The following is a 22,360-nucleotide window of genomic DNA, read 5'->3' on the forward strand; positions in this document are numbered from 1 at the left end:
TCCAAAAATGTCATTTTCTAGAGCTCTTTATTTTGCAGCCATTCTTCCACCACCGGGAATAAGGGAGCAGGTTCTTGAATTAAAACTGGAGATGAAAGAGAAGTTTGAGACTTCACATGCATTGAAATTACCAGCCCATATCACTCTTGTGCCCCCTGTATGGCTGGAAAATAAACAAGAACACCTATTTGTTGATGCTGTTAGAATTGTCACTGAAGAAACACCCTCTTTTCCTGTGGAACTGAAGGATTTTGGCCATTTTGGACAGCGCGTAATATTTATCAATGCTATTAATCCCAGCCGTCTGAAGGAGTTTTATCAAAATCTCCTTAATTCCCTTACGGAATTTCTCCCCAACAAGGGTGCAAAGTTGCATCCACATGTGACCATTGCAACAAGGGACCTTTCCAGGCAAAATTTTAATAAGGCATGGAAGGAGTATAAAGACAGATCTTTTTCAGTTGAATTTAATGCTGAATCCTTAACGATCTTCAAACACAATGGAAAAACCTGGAATATTCTTGAGACATTTTTGTTAAAGAAATAAGTCTGGATAAACCTTTTTTCTCACCAGGAACCTGGTCTTAACAATATTTTATAAGCGGAGGACCCTATTTTCCATAGGATTCGGCTTAATTTAGAGGATCATCCAAAGTATATCCATGAAAAATCCTCTACAAAATTTCTGGCTGTTACTTTTCCTGGGGAGCATGTTTACTGTTCTTCCTTTACAGGCACAGGATTCCCCTGAAGTAGACATAGGCGGGGCCTTACGCTTCAATTATAATCTTTCTTCCTGGAAACCCGAACAAAAGAACAGGGGCGGGGACTTTGGTTATGACATGTTCAGGATCAATGCAGTTGCTGCTTACCAGGGAATCTATGTCAATGCCGAATTCCGTCATTATTCCGAAGCTTTTGGAGGTGGGATGCTCAAACAGGGCTGGTTCGGATATAAATTCAATGAGACTGAAGAACTGCAAGTCGGCCTTACACAAGTACCTTTTGGAATTCAGCAATACAATTCCCACAACTGGTTCTTTAACCTGGGTTATTACATGGGGCTGGAGGACGATCATGATATGGGAATAAAATACATGAACCTGGGTGAAAAATGGGAGTACCAAATAGCTTACTTTAAAAATGCCGAAGAACTAAGGTTCGGTGATGCTTCCGCGGTTTCTGCCAGCAGGTATTCGTATGACGTTGCCGGGAACAACAAAGAGGTGCACCAGGGAAATGTGAAATTGATGTATAAGTGGGGCGACAGCCTGCAGTCACGCCTTGGAACTTCTGCCCAATATGGCGGGCTCTACAACATCAACACTAAAGAAACCGGGGATCATTACGGGCTTGCCCTGCACTATGAAGCCGTTTACAAACTGTGGAACCTTAAAACCGAAGCCATGATCGTTGCCCATAATCCAGAAAATGAAGAAGACGCTTCAGAAGAGATCATTACCATGGCTGCTTATGGCGCGCCTTATGAGGTCGCAGCCGATTTTAACCTGTATACCCTCGCTATCGCCCGCAATGTGCCGGTGAATTGGGGACCGGTTTCCAATTTGCAGTTCTACAATGATTTTGGATACATGCAGAAAAAGGAAAATTCCTTTGAAGATTCTTTTATGAATGTGACAGGAGTTTTGGTGACAGCGGGCAACCTTTATACATATATCGACTATGCCGCAGGATACAACCATTCCTGGTTGGGCGGCAATTTTGTGGACGATTTTGCCGCAGGAAATCCCAATGCCAAGTGGGAGGCAAGGTTCAATATTAATTTTGGGTACTATTTCTAAACCCGGAACAACTTTAAAATTAAGAGACTATGGCTAAAAAGATCGTAAGAAGTGATGAACGAAAATCCATTATGGGCCTAAATGTCAATGGTCCGGTATTTTTCACTTCTTCTATAATCATCATCATAAGTATCGCCTTAACCCTCATTTTTGAGGAGCAGGCCGAAGGAGTTTTTAATTCGATTCAGAATTTTGTAGCCAATACCGGGGGCTGGTTCTTCGTACTATGCGTGAACATCTATCTCATATTTGTGATCTACCTGGCCTTCAGCAAATTCGGAGATATTAAAATAGGAGGGAAGGATGCCAAAACCGAATTTAAAACCGTCTCATGGTTTGCCATGCTCTTTAGTGCGGGAATGGGAATTGGGCTGCTCTTTTGGAGTATAGCCGAACCTATCACGCATTTTATGAATCCGCCACTGACTGAAGGCGGCACCCCGGCTGCTGCCCAGGAGGCCATGAATTTCACTTTTTTGCACTGGGGTTTCCATGCCTGGGGGATTTATGCTCTGGTGGGGCTGTCCCTTGCCTATTTTACATATTCCCACGGTTTACCATTAACCATACGGTCGGTTTTTTATCCAATCTTAGGAGACAAGATCTACGGAAAAAGAGGAGATCTCATAGATATCTTTGCAGTACTGGCCACCCTTTTTGGATTGGCAACTTCATTAGGTTTAGGAGTACAACAAATAGCCGCAGGGCTGTCTCACGTTTTTGGTGTTGATAGTGGAATTGTAACCCAGGTGAGTCTTATTGCCGGGATCACCGCTATTGCTACCATTTCTGTAGTTTTGGGAGTGGACAAAGGAGTGAAATTCCTGAGTGAATGGAACATGAGGATAGCAGTTTTACTTTTACTGCTTGTAGTGGTACTGGGTCCAACTATCTTCATTTTTCAGTCTTTTGTGCAGAACACGGGGAACTATTTTTACAGCTTTTTAGAGATCTCTTCCTGGACCGAGAGCTATACCGGGAATGACTGGCAGAATGCCTGGACAGTCTTTTACTGGGGCTGGTGGATCGCCTGGTCTCCTTTTGTGGGGATGTTCATCGCGCGTATTTCAAAAGGAAGAAGCATCAGGGAATTTATTTTAGGAGTGCTTATTGTGCCATCGCTCATTACATTTTTCTGGATCTCTGCCTTTGGAAGCACCTCCATCCAGCAGGCGCTTTTAGGGGATGATACCATCATTAATGCGGTTGATGATAATGTCGCTACCGCACTCTTCGTTTTCCTTGAGGATTTTCCTTTCTCGGCAGTACTTAATATTATTGGAGTGGTCCTGATCGCCGGCTTTTTTGTCACCTCTTCCGACTCCGGATCATTGGTGGTAGACAGCCTTACTTCGGGCGGAAAGATCGATGCCCCTGTAGGACAGCGTATATTCTGGGCAGTGGCCGAAGGTACTGTGGCAGCCGTTCTCCTGATTGGTGGGGGATTACAGGCACTGCAAACAGCATCCATAGTCACGGGCTTGCCTTTTGCCTTTATCCTGCTTTTCATGTGCTATTCGCTTTACACCGGTGTGCGGGATGAATATCTAAAAGCCGAAGAGAAAAAAGCCCAGAAGGAACTGGAGAGCTATGAAGAAGTCATTTCAGGCCTAATTAAAAAAAGAGGAGGAAACCATAAAGAAAATCAGTCATGAAAAAGATCAAAAATATACTCGTCGCCCTGGATCTTTCAGCTATAGATGAAAAATTGATCACCTACGCATCCTTTATTGCTGAAAGGCTAAAGGCAGAAAACGTGTATTTTGTACATAACATCAAGAAATACGAAATTTCTGAACTTTTTGAAGAACATCTTAAGGATGTTAATCTCGATGAGGTGATTGGGGATGAATTGAATGAGAAGGTAAAAACCCATTTTTCGGCGCCTGCAAACTGGGAGGTGCTTATTTCTGAAGATCCTTACAGCGAATCTTTGCTAAAGTATATCGTTGACAAGTACGGGATAGATCTCGCTCTTGTAGGGAATAAAAAACACGAGAAAGGTACCGGTGTGGTAAGCGGAAAACTACTGCGGTTGCTTAGGTGCGACATTCTTGCGATACCCACAGCAGCCCAGGAAAAAATGAACACGATCTGGGCCGGAACCGATTTTTCCCATGATTCCCGAAAGGTTTTTAGGATCACCAAAGAATTGCAGGAAGGACAGAATGTGGATCTAAAAGTTGTGCATGTATACAGTGTGCCCGTACAATTCTCTCCATACGTTACCGCGGAATCCATGGGTCCAAAAGTGGAAAAACACGTTAAGGAAAAATTCGATAAATTCCTTAAGAAGCTCAATTATTCGGAACCCATCGAACCGCTAATTTTTATGGGAAGAGAATCGGGAGCTGCGCAAAAGATCTTGGCCAACCTTAAAAATTCAGAAGTAGATATGCTGGTGGTTTCAGACAAGGGTGGTAATACCTTTTCTCCCTTCGCAGTAGGTACGGTGACCGAGGAGCTGTTCAATGCTAACCTGGATGTGCCCTTGTGGGTGGTTAAATAGCTATAACGGGATTCGGGGATAATTTTGGATCTCTTTTTCTTCGTCGCCATTGATCTGCACGATACGGCTGGGACGGTGCTCCTGTGCAATTTTTCGGGCTTTTTGCACAGCATCTTCCTCTTTTTGGAAAGTTTGGACCAGTTCATTCTTATGATTTAAAAACCGCCAGGTGTCTTCGTCGGTATCCTTCTGGACCCGGTATGTCCGCTCCCTTATAACCTCTTCTTTATTCTTTACCAGTTCGAGGATCATCTTGCCATCGCTGTAACTGCCGCCAGGATAGATCATGGGCAGCAGGGCAAAGAACACATAATACATGGAAAAATACGTAAACTGGTAGGTCATCATGCCCGTCTCCAGCACCTTATTCTCTACCAGTAAGATCACTGCAATAGTGCTTAAAAGATTAAAAAGCGCACCTCCCAAAAAGATCAGGATATTCGCCAGTTTCTCTTTCCGTTCAATATTCTCAAAAGTACAGAAGCCGTACCAGAAGTAGTATTGACGAATCTCGATGATCCCTTTGTTAAAGACAGGTTTCCCACTCCCTACAACGACCCTTATGTTCTTCGCGCCCATGAGCCAGGCAAAAAAAACATGCCCTGCCTCATGCAATATAGAAATGAGGGGAAGGACCAGGAAAAAGGCGAGCAGGAATTTAGGGATATCATTTATGCCAAACATAGAACATAATCATTAAGGTCATAATTTATGAAATTCAAGATTTGGGATTCTTAAAATCCCCTAAAAGTTATTGCGGAAATTAAATGAGGAAACAATCTTATGAGATTCTGAATTTTTAAAGACGTTCTGTACAGGTTATTAAAGATATTCCGAAGGAAAATTTATATGAATCCTTCCGGATTAAAGCAGGATTTATAGGCGGGAATTCGATAAATTTGAATTAAGTAAAGTTTAAAGAATGCATTTTCCATTACTTCAGGACATTGTGGTATTACTGGGTTTTTCAGTAGTGGTAGTACTGCTGTTGCAACGCCTCCGAATACCTTCAATCCTCGGTTTTTTAATTACAGGTATCATTATTGGGCCATTTAGTTTTGGTTTAATTGAAAATCCCGAACAAGTTGAGATCCTGTCTGAGATCGGGGTCATTCTTTTAATGTTTGTCATTGGGATGGAGCTTTCCATAAAACAGCTGGCTTCCATGAAGCGCACCGTTTTTTATGGAGGATTCCTGCAGGTTGGTATTAGTATAATAGTTACCGGATTGATCTTCTACTTTCTCGGTTTTGCCTGGAACGAATCTGTATTTATCGGTTTTCTTTTTTCTCTGTCGAGTACAGCAATAGTGCTTAAGATTTTGCAGGATCGTAATGAGATCACTGCACCACATGGTCGAACAGCCCTGGGGATCCTTATTTTTCAGGATCTCATCGTAGTTCCAATGATGCTGGTAACTCCAATCATGGCGGGAGGTTCCGGCAATCTCCTGAACGAAATCTTTTTTTTGTTATTAAAAAGTGCCCTGGTAATTGCTTTCACCTATTTAAGTGCCAAATACATCGTGCCACGGGTTATGTATCTTATAGCAAAAACCCGGAGTAAGGAGTTGTTCCTGCTGGCAACAATAGCACTCTGTTTTACTGTAGCTTTTATCACGGCTTCTGCCGGTTTATCACTCGCCTTCGGAGCTTTTCTCGCCGGATTAATTATTTCTGAATCAGATTATAGCCACCAGGCCACAAGTACCATCTTGCCTTTTAGAGAGCTTTTCATCAGTTTTTTCTTCATCTCAATAGGGATGCTGCTAGACCTGGAATTCTTTTTAAAGAATGCCGGAGTTGTTCTTTTAATGGTACTTATAGTACTCATAGTTAAGGGTGGTGTTGTAGCCTTTGCCGTGGCTGCACTAAAATATCCTTTAAGAACGATTCTCCTTACATCAATGGCTTTGTTCCAGGTAGGGGAGTTCGCTTTTATTTTATCCAGGATTGGGATTGAGAGCGGATTATTATCTCCTGAAATGAATCAATACTTTCTTTCTGTTTCAGTGTTTACCATGTTTCTTACTCCCTTCATTATTATGTTTTCGGGTAAAATCTCAAATTATTTACTGAGGCCCCTTCATATGAGAACAGGCAGCAGTACATTAAATTCTAAGAGTGAAAATGAAAATGAACTAGAAAATCACCTGTTAATAATTGGATACGGGATCAATGGAACAAATTTGGCCAGAGCAGCTAAATACGCAGAAATACCCTATATGATTCTGGAGTTAAATGCGCAGATCGTAAGACATGAAAAGGCAAAAGGAGAACCTATAATATATGGAGACGCAGTTCAGGAACATATGCTGGATTCGGTAAATGTCAAAAAGGCGAGGGTAGTGGTTGTGGCAATATCAGATCCACAAGCCACCAAGGCTATAGTCTCCAATATACGGCATCTATCTCCATCGGTTTATATTGTTGTAAGGACAAGATACGTGAAGGAAATTCAAACACTGCTAGCCCTGGGAGCAGACGAAGTCATTCCTGAAGAATTTGAAACATCTATAGAGATCTTTTCAAGGGTTCTTACCAATTATCTTGTGCCAATAGATGAATTAGAAAACCTGGTAGATTCTGTTAGAGCAGACAATTACCAGGTATTTCAATCCAGAAAAACCCTCCATACCTTTAATTCTTCTGCTATACCCGATTTCAAAATAAGTTGTGTGCGGGTTTTAGCCGATAGTGGACCTGTAGTAGGTAAGACCATTGAAGAAGTGGATGTTCGCCGAAATTACGGAGTAAATATTCTCGCCGTTTCCAGAAAAGGAAAAATGATCAAAAATGTGTTTCCCAATGTCAAACTTTTGCAAAATGACAGGGTGTTCATTAGTGGAGATCAGGAGCACATTGATGCATTTTTTAAAGCGGTGAATTGAAGCCAAACCTTTTTTTACGAAAACGTTTGAGAAATCTTCAAAAACCTGATTCTTATCATTATTCCCGGATGGTTTATAATGTAATTTTGAGGTCAATATAAAGCAGGAAATACATGATGACCACTACGCCGCTCACAGACCTCGAGATTGCCCAAGACATCAAATTAAAACCTATTACAGAAATCGCCCACAAACTCGGCCTTGATCCCGACGACATTGAGATGTACGGGAAATACAAGGCGAAGATCCCTCTTAGTAAAATTGACAGGACTAAAGTAGATAACAGTACTCTAATTTTGGTATCGGCTGTTTCTCCAACTCCAGCAGGAGAGGGAAAAACAACGGTCTCTATAGGACTTTCTGAAGCTTTGAACAGGCTGGGGAAACAAACTACTGTAGTATTAAGAGAGCCTTCCCTAGGACCTGTATTTGGTATTAAAGGAGGGGCAACCGGAGGAGGGTACTCGCAGGTATTGCCCATGGAGGATATTAATCTTCATTTTACCGGAGATTTTTCGGCTATTGAAAAAGCTCATAACCTTCTGGCGGCTCTGGTGGATAATAATATTCAGTCAAAAACCAACAATCTGGGAATTGATCCACGTACCGTTTCTTTAAAACGGGTAATGGATGTGAACGACCGTTCATTGCGAAACATTGTGATTGGCCTTGGCGGAACGGGTTCCGGTATTCCGAGGGAAAGCGGCTTTGATATTACTGCTGCTTCAGAAATTATGGCCATCATGTGTCTGGCCGAAAACCTCGAGGATCTAAAAGGTCGTTTAGGAAATATATTTATAGGTTTCACTTTTGATAAAAAGCCGATTTACGCCAGAGATCTTAATGCCGAAGGCGCCATGGCAACGCTTCTTAAGGATGCGCTTAAACCTAACCTGGTACAAACCATAGAAGGGAATCCCGCTATTATTCACCTGGGACCATTTGCTAATATTGCACAAGGCACCAACTCTGTTATCGCTACCCGTATGGGAATGAGCCTTTCGGACTATACAGTTACCGAAGCAGGATTTGGATTTGATCTTGGTGCAGAAAAGTTTCTCGATATTAAGTGCCAGAGTGCAGGTCTTGCACCAAAGGTTGTGGTGATGACCACAACAATAAGAGCATTAAAATATCATGGTGGGGCACCTCTTTCTTCCCTTACTATTCCTAATGTGGAGGCTTTGAAAAAAGGATTGCCAAACCTGGAGAAACACCTGGAAAATGCCCGTCAATTTAATATTACTCCGGTAATAGCAATTAATAAATTCTACAGCGACAGTGACGAGGAAATACAAGTGATCCAGGAACTGGCCGAAAAACTGAATATTAAAGTGGCCCTTTCCGATGGTTGGGCAAAAGGAGGGGAAGGAGCGCTTGACCTGGCTGGTAAAGTTATAGAAGCTATTGAAGAAGGGAAATCAGATTTTAAACCCCTGTACAGCTGGGAAGATTCGGTGATCCATAAAATAGAAACTATAGCCAAGAAGATCTACGGTGCCGAAAAGGTCGAATTTGCACCAAAAGCTATGCGTGACTTAAAAACTATTACTAACCTTGGCCTGGAAGGTCTTCCGGTTTGTATAGCCAAAACGCAAAAATCACTTTCAGATGATCCTATACTTCTTGGAAGACCAACAGGATTTACATTGAATGTGCGTGAAATAGAGATTGCTTCCGGAGCGGGATTTTTGATCCCAATTACGGGAGATATGATGCGCATGCCAGGATTGCCTGCGCACCCTGCATCAGAAAATATAAATATTGATTTGGAAGGAAATATTTCGGGGCTAATTTAGGGGCAAGATTTATTTACTTCTACAAAAGAACCTTTCGGTATTTCCCCCCGGAAGGTTTTTTTATTCTTCTAATTTTCACCCCTTCCCAAGTAGGTGATCTTACAAATGTGTAATTGGCCGCCACTCATAAATTTTTGGCATTGCCGCCTGTCAAATGATCTTCACCCCATCCATCTTTTCTGAATAATTCCGGAGCCGGTTAGTTCATGAAATCAAAAATTATTTTGTGAATTTTTCAGAATTAAAGCTCTTCGCCATACATGTGTTTCAATGGATATTTAATACAAGGATATTCCTTCTGGTTTAAAAGGTCAAAGCGGGTTTAACTGAATATCATTTCGTATATTAAATTTCTTTGGTGCAAAGCTGAAAACTTCAGAATTGTTCCCGATAGTATTATTTTTTGTCTGAATTTTCAGAAGAAATTTGATATACCTTTGATTAAAATATTTTAAAATTAATGAAGAAATTCTTAGTTGTAAATAAACCCGAAAACTGGAATCTATCCCTTGAGAATATGGAGGTGATATCGGCCCGGGATTATCTTACAAACCCCAATTTTTCTCAGCTCAAAAAAGCCCGCATCTTCAATCTCTGTAAAGATTACTCCTACCAAAGTAAGGGTTATTACGTTTCTCTTTTGGCTGAAGCGCGTGGTCATCTTGCTATCCCAACAGTTATGAATCTGGTAGACCTTAGGGAACCAAAACTGGTGAAGATCGTTTCAGATGAATTTGATGATCTTATTCAAAAAAGTTTAAAGGGGATAAAGTCCCCTGAATTTACTCTTAGTATTTATTTTGGTCAAAATGTGGCTCAGAAATACCGTGAGTTAAGCGCCATGTTTCACAGGCATTTTCAAATCCCGTTTTTAAGAGTGAATTTCTCTTATGCCAATAAATGGAACATAAAATCCATTAAGGCTTTATCTGAAGTTGAAATCCCCGATGATCATAAGAGCTCCATGCGGGAATTCGCCATTCAGTATTTCGCTAAAAAGAGGTATGATACCCCAAAAAATGAAACTTCTGAATATGATCTTGCCATCCTTGTTCAGGAAAATGATCCCGCACCGCCAAGTAATCCTAAAGCCTTAAAGAAGTTTGCAGAACTGGCTGAAAAAATGAACTTTTATGTGGAATTTGTATCCCCAAAGGATCTTTCCAGGCTCTCAGCTTTTGATGCGCTTTTTATAAGACAGAGTACAGAGGTCAACAATGACGCTTATGCCTTTGCCCGAAAAGCACAACAGGAAGATATAGCCATTGTGGATTATCCCGATGCTATCCTGAAGTGTTGTAATAAAGTCTTTATGGCCGAAGCCCTTGAAAACGCAGGTATTCCTACACCAAAAACAATTATTGTTCATAAGGAGAACCGGAATAAAATCATTGAAAAGACAGGATTGCCACTGGTTTTAAAATCTCCCGATTCAACTTTTTCTTTTGGTGTCAAAAAAGCCTCCACAGCCGAAGAGTACGAAAAACTTGTAGGGGAGATGTTGAAAAAATCTGAGCTAGTAATAGCCCAGGAATATACCCCTTCCGATTTCGACTGGCGCATTGGGATACTTGATGACAAACCAATATTCGCCTGCCGTTATTATATGGCGAAAGGCCATTGGCAAATATACAACTGGAATGCAAAGAAGAAGGACGATAACGAAGGCGATGCCGATGTTATCTCCATTGAGGAAGTGCCAAAAAAAATAATGGATGTGGCCTTAAAATCGGCCAAACTAATGGGAAAAGGATTATACGGTATCGATGTTAAAGAGGTCAATGGAAATCCTCTGGTGATCGAGATAAATGATAATCCCAATATTGATTTTGGTATTGAAGATCGCTATTATGGTGATAAAATTTATATTGATATTCTTACAGCCCTTAAAAACCGGCTGGATAAAAAAACCGAATGAGTTACAACCTTTTTGAAGTCTATGGTATAGAACTGGAGTACATGATAGTGAACTCCGCTACCTACAAGGTAAATCCCATCGTAGACAAGCTATTTATAAAAAAAAGCGGCTCCATCACCTCAGATGTGGAGAACGGAAAAATTGAGTGGAGCAATGAACTGGTTGCCCATGTGGTGGAACTTAAAACTAATGGCCCAACAGCCGATCTCGAAACGCTGGATGTCCTTTTTACTGAAAACGTAAGGGAGATGAACCGGCTTTTAAAAGATTTTGACAGCGAGCTTCTACCCACAGCTGCACATCCACTAATGAATCCCGATAGTGAGATGCAGCTATGGCAGCACAGTTACAGTAAGATCTACGCATTGTACAATCGTATTTTTGACTGTCGTGGCCATGGCTGGAGTAATGTACAGAGTATGCACATCAACCTGCCTTTTTCGGGAGATGCAGAATTTGAAAAACTTCATGCTGCCGTGCGAATCCTGCTGCCTATTATTCCGGGGTTGAGTGCCAGTTCACCTGTTTTTGAAGGGAAAATCACAGGTTTTAAGGATACAAGGATGCATGTCTATAAAACCAATCAGAAAGAGATCCCGGAGATGACAGGAAAGGTGATCCCTGAACAGCTTTTTTCCAAACAGGAATATCATAGCGGAATATTCGAGCCCATTAATAAAGCTATCAAGCCTCACGATACAGAAAATATTCTTGACCATCACTTCCTCAATTCCCGGGGGGCCATTGCCCGGTTTGATCGTGGCGCAATAGAAATAAGGGTTATTGATATACAGGAATGCCCAAAAGCCGATGTTGCTATCGCTGTGCTCGTTATTGAAGCATTAAAGCTGCTGGTTAGCGAGGAACTGGTTACTCTTGAGGATCAAAAGCAATGGCACGAAAATGACATTTTTGAGATCTTTAATGCTGTGATCAAAGATGCTGAAGAAACGACTATTGAAAGTGAGAAGTTTGCTGCTATTTTTGATCTGCAGGCCCCTGTAAGTGTAAATCAAATCTGGGAAAAGATCTTTTCTATGGTAAAAGAGAATATTTCTGAAAAACATCAAAAAACTATAGAATTCCTGCTTCAAAATGGCAGCCTTTCGACAAGGATCCTGAATGCTTTGGGCGAAGATCCTTCAGAAGAAAACCTCCTGAAAGTCTATAAGGAACTGGGTCAATGTTTGGAGGAGAACAGGATGTTCGTGAGTAATAAACTGTAAAGACTAATTAACCAGGTTTCAAAATTTAAATCTTGAATCTATTTCTAACTTGTGAACACGCCGGTAATGAGATCCCGGAGAATTACGAAGAGTATTTTTCTAAAGCAGGGGAAGTGCTGGAAACCCACCGCGGCTATGACCCGGGTGCTTTAGATCTCTTTGGTCATTTGTCGCGCCTGGCAATTTTCAGTCAGGAGTACATGATAAGCAGACTCTTGGTCGAGCCAAACCGTTCTCTGGGGCACCCACAGTTATTTTCAGAATTTACTGTTGAACTTCCGGAGGCTCAAAAAGAGGAATTACTGGAAGAATTTTATTTGCCTTACAGGAATTTTGTTGAGGGGAGGATTGCAGCTTTAATTTCAGAAGGAAAGGAGATAGTACATATTTCTGTTCATACTTTCACTCCCGAATTAAATGGGGAGATAAGAGATGCCGATATTGGTTTGTTGTTCGATCCCGCGAGAAAACCGGAAGAAGAGTTTTGTCAGGAATTTAAGGAACAGATCCTTCGGCAGAATAGTGATTTAAAAACCCGTTTCAACTATCCTTACCTGGGGGTGGATGATGGTTTCACTACTTATCTTAGAAAACGGTTTCCAGATCATTATGTAGGAATAGAGTTGGAAGTAAACCAAAAATATGTGCAGGAAAACAAAATGGAAAAGCGCCTCAAAAATGACATTTTTGAAGCGCTTTCTAAGGTTTTTCAAAGGGTCAATTCTTAGCCGTTAAGAGTTGATTCGAGGGTGATCTCGGCATTTAGTAATTTGGATATTGGACAATTTTCTTTGGCATCTTTTACCAGTTCATTAAATTTTTCCTGGGAAATTCCGGGTACTTTTGCGGTTAAAATAAGGTGAGATCTTTTTACAGTGCCGTCCTCAAAGGTTATTTCACTTTTGGCTTCCAGCTCTACAGGATTAAAATCTTCCTTGCTTAAATTGGCAGATAACTGCATGGCAAAACAGCCTGCATGGGCCGCCCCTATAAGTTCCTCGGGATTGGTTCCTTTTTCATTTTCAAACCGGGTATGAAACGAGTAGGGACTTTTTTGCAGTACCTGACTTTGGGTAGATAAATTTCCTTTTCCTTCTTTGATCGTGCCGTGCCATACGGCTGTTGCTTTTCTTTTCATTATGGTTTTTAGTTTTGATTTTTTAGAGATTTCATATCTATTACAAAGCGGTAGCGGACATCTGCACTTAAGGTTCTTTCATAAGCTTCGTTAATTTGATCTATATTGATCATTTCTACTTCTGAAACTATTCCATGCTCTGCGCAATAGTCCAGCATCTCCTGAGTTTCCTTTATTCCTCCAACAAGTGAACCAACAAGGCTACGTCTCTTCATGATCAACTGCGCTGCCTGCACTTCTGAAGGTTTTGGCGGTATTCCCAGCAATACCATAACACCGTCTGTTTTTAGAAGGTTGAGGTACTGGTTGTAATCATGTTGTGCCGAAACAGTATTTATGATCAAATTAAACCTGCCTGCCATCTTTTTCATGTTTTCTTCACTGGTAGTAAGTTCAAAGTGGGCAGCGCCTAAGTCATTGGCATCCTGCTCTTTTCCGGGAGAGCGGCTTAGCATGGTTACTTCGGCACCCATGGAGGATGCGAGTTTAACAGCCATGTGACCTAATCCGCCAAGGCCTACCACTCCAACTTTGTCTCCTTTTTTAACATTCCAGCGACGAAGAGGAGAATAGGTAGTAATCCCCGCGCATAAAAGTGGTGCTACTGCATTTAGCGGTAGTTTGTCCGAAATTTTTAATACAAATTCTTCTTTTACTACTATATGTGAAGAATAGCCCCCGTAGGTGTGGACTTCCCGATCGAGGGGTGAAGGGGAATTGTATGTAGCAGTAGGACCTTCAAGACAATACTGTTCCAAATCTTCTTCACAGTTTTCACAATGACCGCAGGAATCAACAAAACAGCCCACGCCTACAGTGTCACCTTCTTTGAAGTTCTTTATGTCCTTTCCTGTTCGGGTTACCTTACCTACGATCTCATGACCGGGAACACAGGGATATTTTGTCCCACCCCATTCATTGCGGGCTGTGTGAATGTCCGAATGGCAAACACCACAAAACAATATCTCAATTTCTACATCTCCCGGGCCGGGTTCTGACCTGTCGATTTTGAATGGCTTCAGGTCTTGGTCAGCAGCCTGAGTAGCGTATGCTTTTACATCTTTCATACCTTTTTTTTAAGGCTTTTGAAGATACGGATTTTACTGCAAAAGATAAGGTTCTGTCAGGTTAAAACTATTTTAAGTTCGTTGCGATAAACTGAGGGAGATTTTCCCGTAAACTTCTTGAATTGCTTGTTGAAATGACTGAAGTTGTTGAATCCGCTTTCAAAACAGATCTCAGTTATACTTATTTGCTTCTCATGCAGAAGTTTGGCTGCATGTGCCAATCGATATTCATTGACAAACTGAGTAAAGGTTTTGCCCGTAATTTTCTTGAAGTACCTGCAGAAAGCCGGAACTGTCATACTAACTTTCTTCGCTACTTCCTCAAGGCTGATGGACCTGTGAAACTCTTCTTTTACAAAATTAAATATCTGATTTACCCGATGATTGTCCTGTAGTTCTGTTTCCAGAATAAATCCCTGGGCATTTAGTACGGAATACTCTTTTGAACTTTCCAGTAAATGTAAAATTTCAAGGAGGCCAAGGAGGCGCCGATAAGGACCTTCATTTTTAAGGGCTTCCATTTTTTGACCAATATTCTTTTTAGAATCTCCAGTGTAGACTATTCCCATAGCTGCCCTCTCAAAAAGAGCTTTAATGTTCTTCATTTCGGGGATCTCAAAAAATTGGTTTCCAAGGAAATCGGGTTTAATCTGGATAACTGTTTCATTCTCGTTGCCCGTGAATCCGTCTGTAAAACCACAATGAGGGAGATTAGATCCAATGAGTATAAGATCTCCGTTCCTGTAATAGGAAATATGGCTTCCAATTTGCCTTTTTCCTGAATCTCTATTTACATAGACCAGTTCTATTTCAGGATGATAATGCCAAAAGGTATGCTTCCTGTTTTGGTGGTCCTTATCATATGTCCTATATGAAAATGAACTACCAAAAAGGGGCTCTATCTTTTCTAATTCAGGTTTTGCACTTAATTTCATAAAACAGGTTGAAATTTGAATTAAATATAATCAGTATTAAAATACTCTACTCCAGCAGAATTACCCATTAAATGTCTTTTTTTAACCTAAAACGTTTTAGTCCATCCACTATAGATCAAATTTGAACATTTATCTGTCAATTTTCACCTATTACTCACGGATATAACGGGTTATGTTTGTTGTGTAATATTTAGTGGTTTAACTAAAACAATGAAAATTATGAAAAAGCTAAAAAACATTTCGTTAGTTGCTTTGTTCCTTTTTACTTTCTCTTTTGCAGGTGCTAAGGAAAAAGATGGGGAAGGTGTGAGCTTGAATGGAGAGCAAACGGTCTTAGTAGATCTTTCTAATGTGAACCGGGGTACACGTATTTTGTTTGAAGATAAATTTGGTGTAACTCTATTTAAAGATGACTTGCTTAAGGATGGACAGTACAATAAGAGTCTGCACCTGGAAATGATTCCGCACGGAATATATTTTCTTAAAGTGGACAAGAGGTTTGCAACCAGAGTCTGGAAGATAAAGAAGTCATCTAAAGGTGTAGAAATCGTAGGTAAATCTGCTACAATCAGTAAACCTCACTTTAGGGTGCAACAAGAAAGGGTAGGTGTATTTATGACGAACACACAAGAAGGTAGAGTAGACCTTTCAGTAGAAGATAAGCATGGAGAAGTTTTAGCACAAATTAGAGAATCCGGAAAACTTTTTCAGAAAATTTTGGACTTTTCAAATGTGCCATCAGGAGAATATTTGATCAAGGTGAACAAGGGCCAGGAAAAATTTGAAGAAAAGATAGTTATAAATTGAGGAGATCTCTTTAACACTAATTAACACTAAAAAACTGCCCCGGGAATTTTCCCGGGGCAGTTATCATTTATTGCCAATTAATAATCAGGTTTTCTTGAGATAGATCACTGCCATTGGTGGTATGGTAAGAGAAAGGGAATTTTCCTGCCTGTGTGCCGGCAATTCCTGACTTTCAATTTTCTCGTGATTCTTTACATTGCTGCCTCCCAGTTTTTCGTCATCGCTGTTAAAGATCTCCTTCCAGTCTCCAGCTTCCTGCACTCCAATCCTGTAGTTCTCTCTTGGTACAGGGGTGAAATTGCACACCACAAGGATGTTGTCTTTAGGATCATTTCCTTTTCGTAAAAAGCTTATAATACTGTTTTCTTTATCGTTATAATCCACCCATTCAAAGCCTTCCGGAGAAAACGCTTTTTCATATAAGGCAGGTTCTTTTTTATAGAGCTCATTTAGCTCCTTAAAAGTTTCCTGGACTTGTCGATGTGGAGCTTCATTGGTCAAATGCCATTCAAGACTTGAATCATGATTCCATTCTGTAGTCTGCCCAAATTCAGCTCCCATAAAGAGAAGCTTTGTTCCGGGGTGAGCATACATGTAGGAATACAAGGTACGCAGGTTCGCAAATTTGTTCCAGGTATCTCCCGGCATTTTATTGAGAATAGATTGTTTTCCATAGACTACCTCATCGTGTGACAACGGAAGCATGAAATTTTCTGTAAAAGCGTAATTCGTGCTAAAAGTTATCGTGTTATGATGATGTCTTCTGTGAACCGGATCCTCGCTAAAATATTTAAGAGTGTCGTGCATCCATCCCATCATCCACTTCATTCCAAAGCCAAGTCCACCAATATAGGTGGGTTTGGAAACCATTGGCCATGCTGTAGATTCTTCTGCAATAGTAACGGCATCGGGAAACTCTTTGTAAACTACTTCATTGAATTCTTTGAGGAGACTAATTGCTTCCAGGTTTTCTCTACCGCCAAATTCATTTGGCTCCCATTCTCCTTCTTTTCTGGAGTAGTCCAGATACAGCATTGATGCCACTGCATCTACGCGCAATCCATCGGCATGGAATTTATCCAGCCAGAACAATGCGTTACTTATAAGGAAGGAGCGTACCTCATTTCGGCCGTAGTTAAAGATGTAACTCTGCCAGTCCGGGTGAAAACCTTTTTGAGGATCGGCATGTTCGTAGAGATATGTCCCGTCGAAATAGTGCAACCCGTGGAGATCTGAAGGGAAGTGGGAGGGAACCCAATCCAAAATTACTCCAATCCCTGCCTGGTGTAGGCTATCAATAAGCTGCATGAATTCCTGCGGCGTACCAAAACGGCTCGAAGGAGCAAAATATCCGGTGATCTGGTAACCCCAGGATCCAAAGAATGGGTGTTCCATTACAGGCATGAACTCTACATGGGTAAAGCCCATCTCCTTGATATACTTTGGAAGTTGCTCAGCAAGTTCAAGATAGCTGAGGGAACGAAGATCATCTTCCGGAACTCTTTTCCAGGAGCCTAAATGAATTTCATAGACAGACATGGGTTGTGGTTTACCGTTCTTCTTTGCCCGGTCCTTAATCCAGTCTTTATCCTTCCAGGTGTTCTCAAGATCCCATACCATAGAAGCAGTATTTGGAGGCGTTTCCCATTGGAAGGCAAAAGGATCACCTTTGTCGGCTTCATAACCATTGGTCGACCTTATAAAATATTTATACAAACTGCCTTTTTTGGCATCGGGTATAAATACTTCCCAGATCCCTGAGTTGTCCCAGCGGGCGTTCATTGGATGTGCTTCTCTATCCCAGTTATTAAAGTCTCCGACTACCGATATTCTTTCGGCATTGGGGGCCCATACTGCAAAATATACTCCTTCGGTCCCCATATATTCCATGAGGTGAGAACCCAATTTGTTGTAGAGATGATAGTGTTTTCCTTCTCTAAATAAGTGGGTATCAAACTCTGTAAAAAGAGTAGCTTCTACAGGTTTATCAGAAGAGGATTTTTGCTCTTCTTTTTTATCTGTGGTAAGGTCTTCTACTGTTTTTTTTGCCTTTTTAGCGGCTGCAGTTATTTCTTCTTTGTCGGGCAAAATTTCCTCTACCTTTTTCCTGGCTTTTTCTGCTGCCGGGATGACTTTTTCGGCTAAACCACCGGCTGCTGCTTTTACGTCCTCGGGATCGGGAATGAGATCTTTTGCCTTTTTCTCAAGGTCTTTTTTTGTACCTTTTTTGGGTGTTACCGTTTTTTTGATATTATCGGCTGTTTCTTTAGCCGCATCTTTTAAATCTTCGGAAGGAGAAGTGTTGGGCAACTTCATTTTTTCTTCGGCGCTTATTCCCGGAACCTTTTTTTGGCGGGACATTTTCTTTGCAGGTTTTTTTTCTGCCTTCTTTGCTTCACTTTGAGAAGTAGCGGCGGATTTTTTCTCTGCCGATTTTCGGGTGCCGGTTTTCTTTTCAGGTTTTTCCTCTGGAGTTGTTGTAACCCTGGTTGCCGGTGCAGCCACATCGGGCACCTGATCATCTGTCAAAGGCTTCTGAAATTTTGCCGGTTTAGAAGGCGTATCCTCCTTTTTCTTTTCTGTAGATGTTTTTCTGGCCTTGCTTTTAGGTTTAGGTTTAGCAGCACTGTCTGCATCGGGCATTTTAGTTTTGGGTAAACCTGTTTTTAGCTTTGTTGGCTTGGTTTTCTCTTCAGAGGTTGACTTTGCCTTTGAGGTAGTAGATTTTTTGGTAGCTGTAGTCTTCTTAGCTGCCGTTTTCTTTTCAGAAGTTGATTTAACCGAAGAGGTTTTTTTAGTGTCACTTTTCTTCGGCGTTTTGCTTCCTACACCTTTTGGTCCCTTCACGTCCCCCGATTCTTCGGCAGAAGTATTTCCTTTATCTATAGGAGCTTTGGGAGCCTTTCCGGTTCCTGAAACATTTTTATCTATATTTTTTTTGTTATTGTTTTCTTTCTTAGCCATAATTTATTGTTTAATGCATGATTTAATGCCCCTTAGCGGGATCAAAACCCAATCTGGACGATTGTTCAATTCATAATTCATTTCATAGATCGCTTTTTCAAGCAGGAAAATCTGCATAAGAACCTTTGTGTCTTCCTCATCATCGGGAATAAAATTGTTCTCCCCAACATGTTCATAGTAACCCTTAAGGAACATTTGCGTTACCAGGTAATACCAGTTTTCTGCCCAGGTATCCAGGTCACCTTCTTTGTTGTGCGCATCCAGTTCAGATTCCAGGATGCTTCCAAAAGCGGCGTAGTGGAAAGAGCGAACCATCCCTGCGACATCTCGAAGGGGAGATCTTTTTAATCTTCTTTCACTAAATGATCTTGCAGGTTCTCCTTCAAAATCAATGATAACAAAGTCTTTACCGGTCCATAAAACCTGCCCAAGGTGATAATCCCCATGGGTCCTTATTTTCATGATTGGAATTTTGTGATTATAGACCTTTTTAAATACCTCCAGTACATCATTCTTCATACTAAGTACTTCCTGCGCTTCTTCCTGAATATGCTTCGGAAGAGTTTTTAAACTCTTTTGAAGATTCTGGAATGCATTTCTCGTGAGTGACTGCAGGGAAGAGAAAAGCGATCTCTGGTAATGCAGAGAGAAAGGTTCTGGTTCGAAATCTTTCTCAAGTGGGTTTGCAGCCAGTGCTTTGTGCATTTCTGCAGTTCTTTGGCCCAGCAGGAACATTCTTTCGGGGAAAATTGCACCCATTAATTCCTGCATGTTTTCTGAAAGATCCTGATAGGAAAGCGGAGTTAATGTGTGTTCTACCTCCTCGAATTCTTTTTCTTTAGGTAAGGTCAATACCCTGTCAAAAAAGCGATTTAAAGCATCCTTTGTATAATCCCAAGCGTCACCTTGATTAGGAATAAGATCCTGCATCATTCCCAGGACAATGATGTTCTTGGAATCGGGTTTATATTCTATGGCACCCACAAATCTTGGAGAATTCTTGTACTCGGTCTTTTCAGTAAGATATCTGGTGATCTCAAGATCTGGATTAATAGTATTATCCAGTTTACGATATAACTTCAGGAAATATTTGTTATCAAATATCAGCGAAGTATTACTTTGTTCAGCATTAAGGATCTTTGAGTGGACTTTTTCTGATTCAGGTTCAAAATTATCTTCACTGTGATAGAACACCAGGTTTGCCCGACCACTCTGAAGTTTTCTACCTTTTTTAATGTTTTTAAACAGTACGTTTCTAAAACTTTCACTGTAAACAGCATCAAAAAGATATCCTTCCTCTTCGCCCAGCTTAAGTTTGGCAATTATTCCTTTTGCAGGTATTTCCTTATACTCTTCATCATGTCTGGGACTTAAAAATCCTAGAGGGAGTTGATAAACTTCAGGTAATCCGTCGTTGTAGCTTACTTCAATGGTTATTAAGGTAGAAGGCATATCCTTAACAGGGATATCCACCTTATTAACTACGTTAATGTTCTGGATGACTCTTGATTTACCACCAAACCAACGACAGGAGTTTAGATATTCAGGCAACACATAATGTTCAAACTTGTACCTCGTCTTATTTTGAAGTAATTGTTCCCAGTTATCAACTTGCAGAAGAGGAGTTTCAGACTTTGTTATATGGCCTTCCTCTTTTTGCAGCTGGAACCAGTAATATCCATGGGGAGCCATCGTGAACAAATATGGATGTTCCGTAACCCTTGGAAATTTATTATGACTAAACACTTCAACAGGAATGTAACCTTCATAAGCCTCCAGATCTAATTCGGCAGCCTGAGGAAATCTGGAAAGATTTCCAAGCACCAGGATATCCTCATCTTCAAAGGTTCGTGTGTATGCAATGATCTTGGCATTACTTGGAGAAAGGAAATTGATATCCCCACGCCCAAAGGCTTTAAATTTTTTCCTCATGCTAATGATCCTTTTCATCCACCATAAAAGGGATGAAGAATTCATTTGCTCTGTCTCTACATTGATGGATTCATATTTATATGAGGGATCAATGATCACGGGCAGATAAAGCTTGTGTGGGTTGGCATGTGAGAATCCTGCATTACGGTGGGAAGACCATTGCATTGGCGTTCTAACCCCATCCCGGTCTCCCAGGTAGAAGTTATCTCCCATTCCTATTTCATCTCCATAATATATGACAGGAGTTCCGGGAAGGGAGAACAACAATACATTCATCAACTCGATCTTATTCCTGTTATTCTCCAGTAGGGGAGCAAGCCTGTGCCGAATTCCCACGTTGATCTTTGCCTGTGGATCTTTGGTGTAGACTTTATACATATAATCCCTCTCCTCATCGGTCACCATTTCCAGAGTAAGTTCATCATGATTCCGAAGGAAGATTGCCCATTGGCAATTTTCTGGAATATCGGGTGTCTGGTCGATAATGTCCATTATCGGATATCTGTCTTCCATCTTGACCGACATAAACATCCTGGGCATAATGGGGAAATGGTAGTTCATATGGCATTCATCACCTTCGCCAAAATATTCGGCCGAATCCTCCGGCCACATATTGGCTTCTGCCAGCAGTAATTTGTTTTCATACTTGCTGTCAACATGTGTGCGCAGCTTCTTCAGAAATTCATGAGTTTCGGGAAGGTTTTCACAGTTTGTACCCTCTCTTTCAAAAAGATATGGAACTGCATCAAGCCTAAAACCATCCACTCCCAGGTCAAACCAGAAGTCCAGGACATCGAATACTTCTTGCTGTACCTGTGGATTGTCAAAATTTAGATCGGGTTGGTGACTGAAGAAACGGTGCCAAAAATATTGTTTTGCCACTGGGTCCCAGGTCCAATTGGAGGGTTCTGTATCGGTAAAGATGATCCTTGTGTCCTTATATTTTTCAGGGTCATCACTCCAAACGTAATAATCCCTTTCTGGAGATCCAATTGGCGCATTACGGGCTCTCTGGAACCAAGGGTGTTGATCTGATGTGTGATTAATGACCAGCTCGGTAATTATTTTTAGTCCGCGCTCATGGGCTTCATCGATAAGTCTTTTAAAGGTGTCGAGATCCCCATAAGAGGGATTTATGCTGTAGTAATCTGCTATGTCATATCCATCATCTTTAAGAGGTGATGGGTAAAATGGGAGCAGCCAAATAGCTGTAACCCCAAGGTCTTCCAGATAGTCTAACTTTTCGAGAAGGCCTTCGAAATCACCTATTCCGTCGCCGTTACTGTCAAAAAAGGCTTTGATGTGAAGTTCATAAATTATAGCATCTTTATACCAGGTTTCCTGATCGCTCGCTTGAAGTGGTTTGATCATTT

General features: G+C 41.1%; 16 protein-coding genes. 10 read left to right on the top strand and 6 right to left on the bottom strand.

Features of this window, described 5'->3' with window-relative positions:
- Positions 1-7 precede the first annotated feature (7 nt).
- From LA313_RS10540 to LA313_RS10555, 4 genes are all read left to right on the top strand, one after another.
- Positions 8-547: a 2'-5' RNA ligase family protein gene (locus LA313_RS10540; protein WP_228914692.1), complete on the top strand. Its 540-nt coding sequence runs from the start codon at positions 8-10 to the stop codon at positions 545-547.
- A 115-nt stretch (positions 548-662) separates the two neighbouring features.
- Positions 663-1,802 (top strand): hypothetical protein, encoded by a 1,140-nt coding sequence (locus tag LA313_RS10545; RefSeq protein ID WP_228914694.1) that lies wholly within the window; start codon positions 663-665, stop codon positions 1,800-1,802.
- Positions 1,803-1,831: 29 nt separating this feature from the next.
- Positions 1,832-3,457: a BCCT family transporter gene (locus LA313_RS10550; RefSeq protein WP_228914697.1), complete on the top strand. Its 1,626-nt coding sequence runs from the start codon at positions 1,832-1,834 to the stop codon at positions 3,455-3,457.
- A complete protein-coding gene (locus tag LA313_RS10555) occupies positions 3,454-4,311 on the top strand; it encodes a universal stress protein (RefSeq protein ID WP_228914704.1) in 858 nt (285 codons plus the stop codon). Before LA313_RS10550 ends, LA313_RS10555 begins: the two co-directional genes overlap by 4 nt.
- On the opposite strand, the gene LA313_RS10560 is transcribed toward LA313_RS10555, so the two are convergent.
- A complete protein-coding gene (locus LA313_RS10560) occupies positions 4,312-4,995 on the bottom strand; it encodes a site-2 protease family protein (protein WP_228914706.1) in 684 nt (227 codons plus the stop codon). It lies immediately after the preceding gene.
- A gap of 238 nt (positions 4,996-5,233) precedes the next feature.
- Between LA313_RS10560 and LA313_RS10565 the strand changes: the two genes are divergently transcribed.
- The 5 genes from LA313_RS10565 to LA313_RS10585 all read left to right on the top strand — a co-directional run bounded on the left by LA313_RS10565 (position 5,234) and on the right by LA313_RS10585 (position 12,872).
- Positions 5,234-7,201, top strand: coding sequence for a monovalent cation:proton antiporter-2 (CPA2) family protein (locus tag LA313_RS10565; RefSeq protein ID WP_228914708.1), 1,968 nt, complete (start codon positions 5,234-5,236; stop codon positions 7,199-7,201).
- A 113-nt stretch (positions 7,202-7,314) separates the two neighbouring features.
- Positions 7,315-9,000 (top strand): formate--tetrahydrofolate ligase, encoded by a 1,686-nt coding sequence (locus LA313_RS10570; protein ID WP_228914710.1) that lies wholly within the window; start codon positions 7,315-7,317, stop codon positions 8,998-9,000.
- 460 nt (positions 9,001-9,460) lie between these two features.
- Entirely contained in the window at positions 9,461-10,918 is a 1,458-nt protein-coding gene (locus LA313_RS10575) for a RimK family protein (protein WP_228914711.1), read from the top strand.
- Positions 10,915-12,144 (top strand): glutamate-cysteine ligase family protein, encoded by a 1,230-nt coding sequence (locus LA313_RS10580; RefSeq protein WP_228914713.1) that lies wholly within the window; start codon positions 10,915-10,917, stop codon positions 12,142-12,144. Before LA313_RS10575 ends, LA313_RS10580 begins: the two co-directional genes overlap by 4 nt.
- A gap of 32 nt (positions 12,145-12,176) precedes the next feature.
- Complete coding sequence (locus LA313_RS10585; protein ID WP_228914715.1) at positions 12,177-12,872, top strand: N-formylglutamate amidohydrolase; 696 nt, start codon at positions 12,177-12,179, stop codon at positions 12,870-12,872.
- On the opposite strand, the gene LA313_RS10590 is transcribed toward LA313_RS10585, so the two are convergent.
- From LA313_RS10590 to LA313_RS10600, 3 genes are read right to left on the bottom strand one after another with little or no spacing between them, the layout of a single operon-like run.
- Positions 12,869-13,282: an OsmC family protein gene (locus tag LA313_RS10590; RefSeq protein WP_228914717.1), complete on the bottom strand. Its 414-nt coding sequence runs from the start codon at positions 13,280-13,282 to the stop codon at positions 12,869-12,871. The genes LA313_RS10585 and LA313_RS10590 overlap by 4 nt on opposite strands.
- Positions 13,283-13,290: 8 nt before the next feature.
- Positions 13,291-14,349: an NAD(P)-dependent alcohol dehydrogenase gene (locus LA313_RS10595; RefSeq protein WP_228914719.1), complete on the bottom strand. Its 1,059-nt coding sequence runs from the start codon at positions 14,347-14,349 to the stop codon at positions 13,291-13,293.
- A gap of 56 nt (positions 14,350-14,405) precedes the next feature.
- Positions 14,406-15,284 carry an AraC family transcriptional regulator gene (locus LA313_RS10600; RefSeq protein ID WP_228914722.1) on the bottom strand — a complete coding sequence of 293 codons (879 nt, stop codon included), beginning with the start codon at positions 15,282-15,284 and terminating at the stop codon, positions 14,406-14,408.
- A 219-nt stretch (positions 15,285-15,503) separates the two neighbouring features.
- On the opposite strand from LA313_RS10600, the gene LA313_RS10605 reads away from it, so the two are divergent.
- Complete coding sequence (locus tag LA313_RS10605) at positions 15,504-16,091, top strand: T9SS type A sorting domain-containing protein (protein ID WP_228914724.1); 588 nt, start codon at positions 15,504-15,506, stop codon at positions 16,089-16,091.
- 84 nt (positions 16,092-16,175) lie between these two features.
- On the opposite strand, the gene glgB is transcribed toward LA313_RS10605, so the two are convergent.
- Both glgB and treS read right to left on the bottom strand, forming a co-directional pair.
- The gene (glgB, locus tag LA313_RS10610; RefSeq protein ID WP_228914933.1) at positions 16,176-18,182 is read right to left on the bottom strand and encodes a 1,4-alpha-glucan branching protein GlgB; all 2,007 of its coding nucleotides are present in this window, start codon (positions 18,180-18,182) and stop codon (positions 16,176-16,178) included.
- An 876-nt stretch (positions 18,183-19,058) separates the two neighbouring features.
- Positions 19,059-22,358, bottom strand: a complete 3,300-nt coding sequence (gene treS, locus LA313_RS10615) for a maltose alpha-D-glucosyltransferase (protein ID WP_228914726.1) — start codon at positions 22,356-22,358, stop codon at positions 19,059-19,061.
- Positions 22,359-22,360: the final 2 nt, after the last annotated feature.

Source organism: Salinimicrobium sediminilitoris (assembly GCF_020866905.1).
Classification (GTDB): domain Bacteria; phylum Bacteroidota; class Bacteroidia; order Flavobacteriales; family Flavobacteriaceae; genus Salinimicrobium; species Salinimicrobium sediminilitoris.

What these genes read in the sequence shown, in the direction of transcription:
- LA313_RS10540 (WP_228914692.1), top strand. Translation starts at nt 8, where the DNA reads ATGTCATTTTCTAGAGCTCTTTATTTTGCAGCCATTCTTCCACCACCG.
- LA313_RS10545 (WP_228914694.1), top strand. Translation starts at nt 663, where the DNA reads ATGAAAAATCCTCTACAAAATTTCTGGCTGTTACTTTTCCTGGGGAGC.
- LA313_RS10550 (WP_228914697.1), top strand. Translation starts at nt 1,832, where the DNA reads ATGGCTAAAAAGATCGTAAGAAGTGATGAACGAAAATCCATTATGGGC.
- LA313_RS10555 (WP_228914704.1), top strand. Translation starts at nt 3,454, where the DNA reads ATGAAAAAGATCAAAAATATACTCGTCGCCCTGGATCTTTCAGCTATA.
- LA313_RS10560 (WP_228914706.1), bottom strand. Translation starts at nt 4,995, where the DNA reads ATGTTTGGCATAAATGATATCCCTAAATTCCTGCTCGCCTTTTTCCTG.
- LA313_RS10565 (WP_228914708.1), top strand. Translation starts at nt 5,234, where the DNA reads ATGCATTTTCCATTACTTCAGGACATTGTGGTATTACTGGGTTTTTCA.
- LA313_RS10570 (WP_228914710.1), top strand. Translation starts at nt 7,315, where the DNA reads ATGATGACCACTACGCCGCTCACAGACCTCGAGATTGCCCAAGACATC.
- LA313_RS10575 (WP_228914711.1), top strand. Translation starts at nt 9,461, where the DNA reads ATGAAGAAATTCTTAGTTGTAAATAAACCCGAAAACTGGAATCTATCC.
- LA313_RS10580 (WP_228914713.1), top strand. Translation starts at nt 10,915, where the DNA reads ATGAGTTACAACCTTTTTGAAGTCTATGGTATAGAACTGGAGTACATG.
- LA313_RS10590 (WP_228914717.1), bottom strand. Translation starts at nt 13,282, where the DNA reads ATGAAAAGAAAAGCAACAGCCGTATGGCACGGCACGATCAAAGAAGGA.
- LA313_RS10595 (WP_228914719.1), bottom strand. Translation starts at nt 14,349, where the DNA reads ATGAAAGATGTAAAAGCATACGCTACTCAGGCTGCTGACCAAGACCTG.
- LA313_RS10600 (WP_228914722.1), bottom strand. Translation starts at nt 15,284, where the DNA reads ATGAAATTAAGTGCAAAACCTGAATTAGAAAAGATAGAGCCCCTTTTT.
- LA313_RS10605 (WP_228914724.1), top strand. Translation starts at nt 15,504, where the DNA reads ATGAAAAAGCTAAAAAACATTTCGTTAGTTGCTTTGTTCCTTTTTACT.
- treS (WP_228914726.1), bottom strand. Translation starts at nt 22,358, where the DNA reads ATGATCAAACCACTTCAAGCGAGCGATCAGGAAACCTGGTATAAAGAT.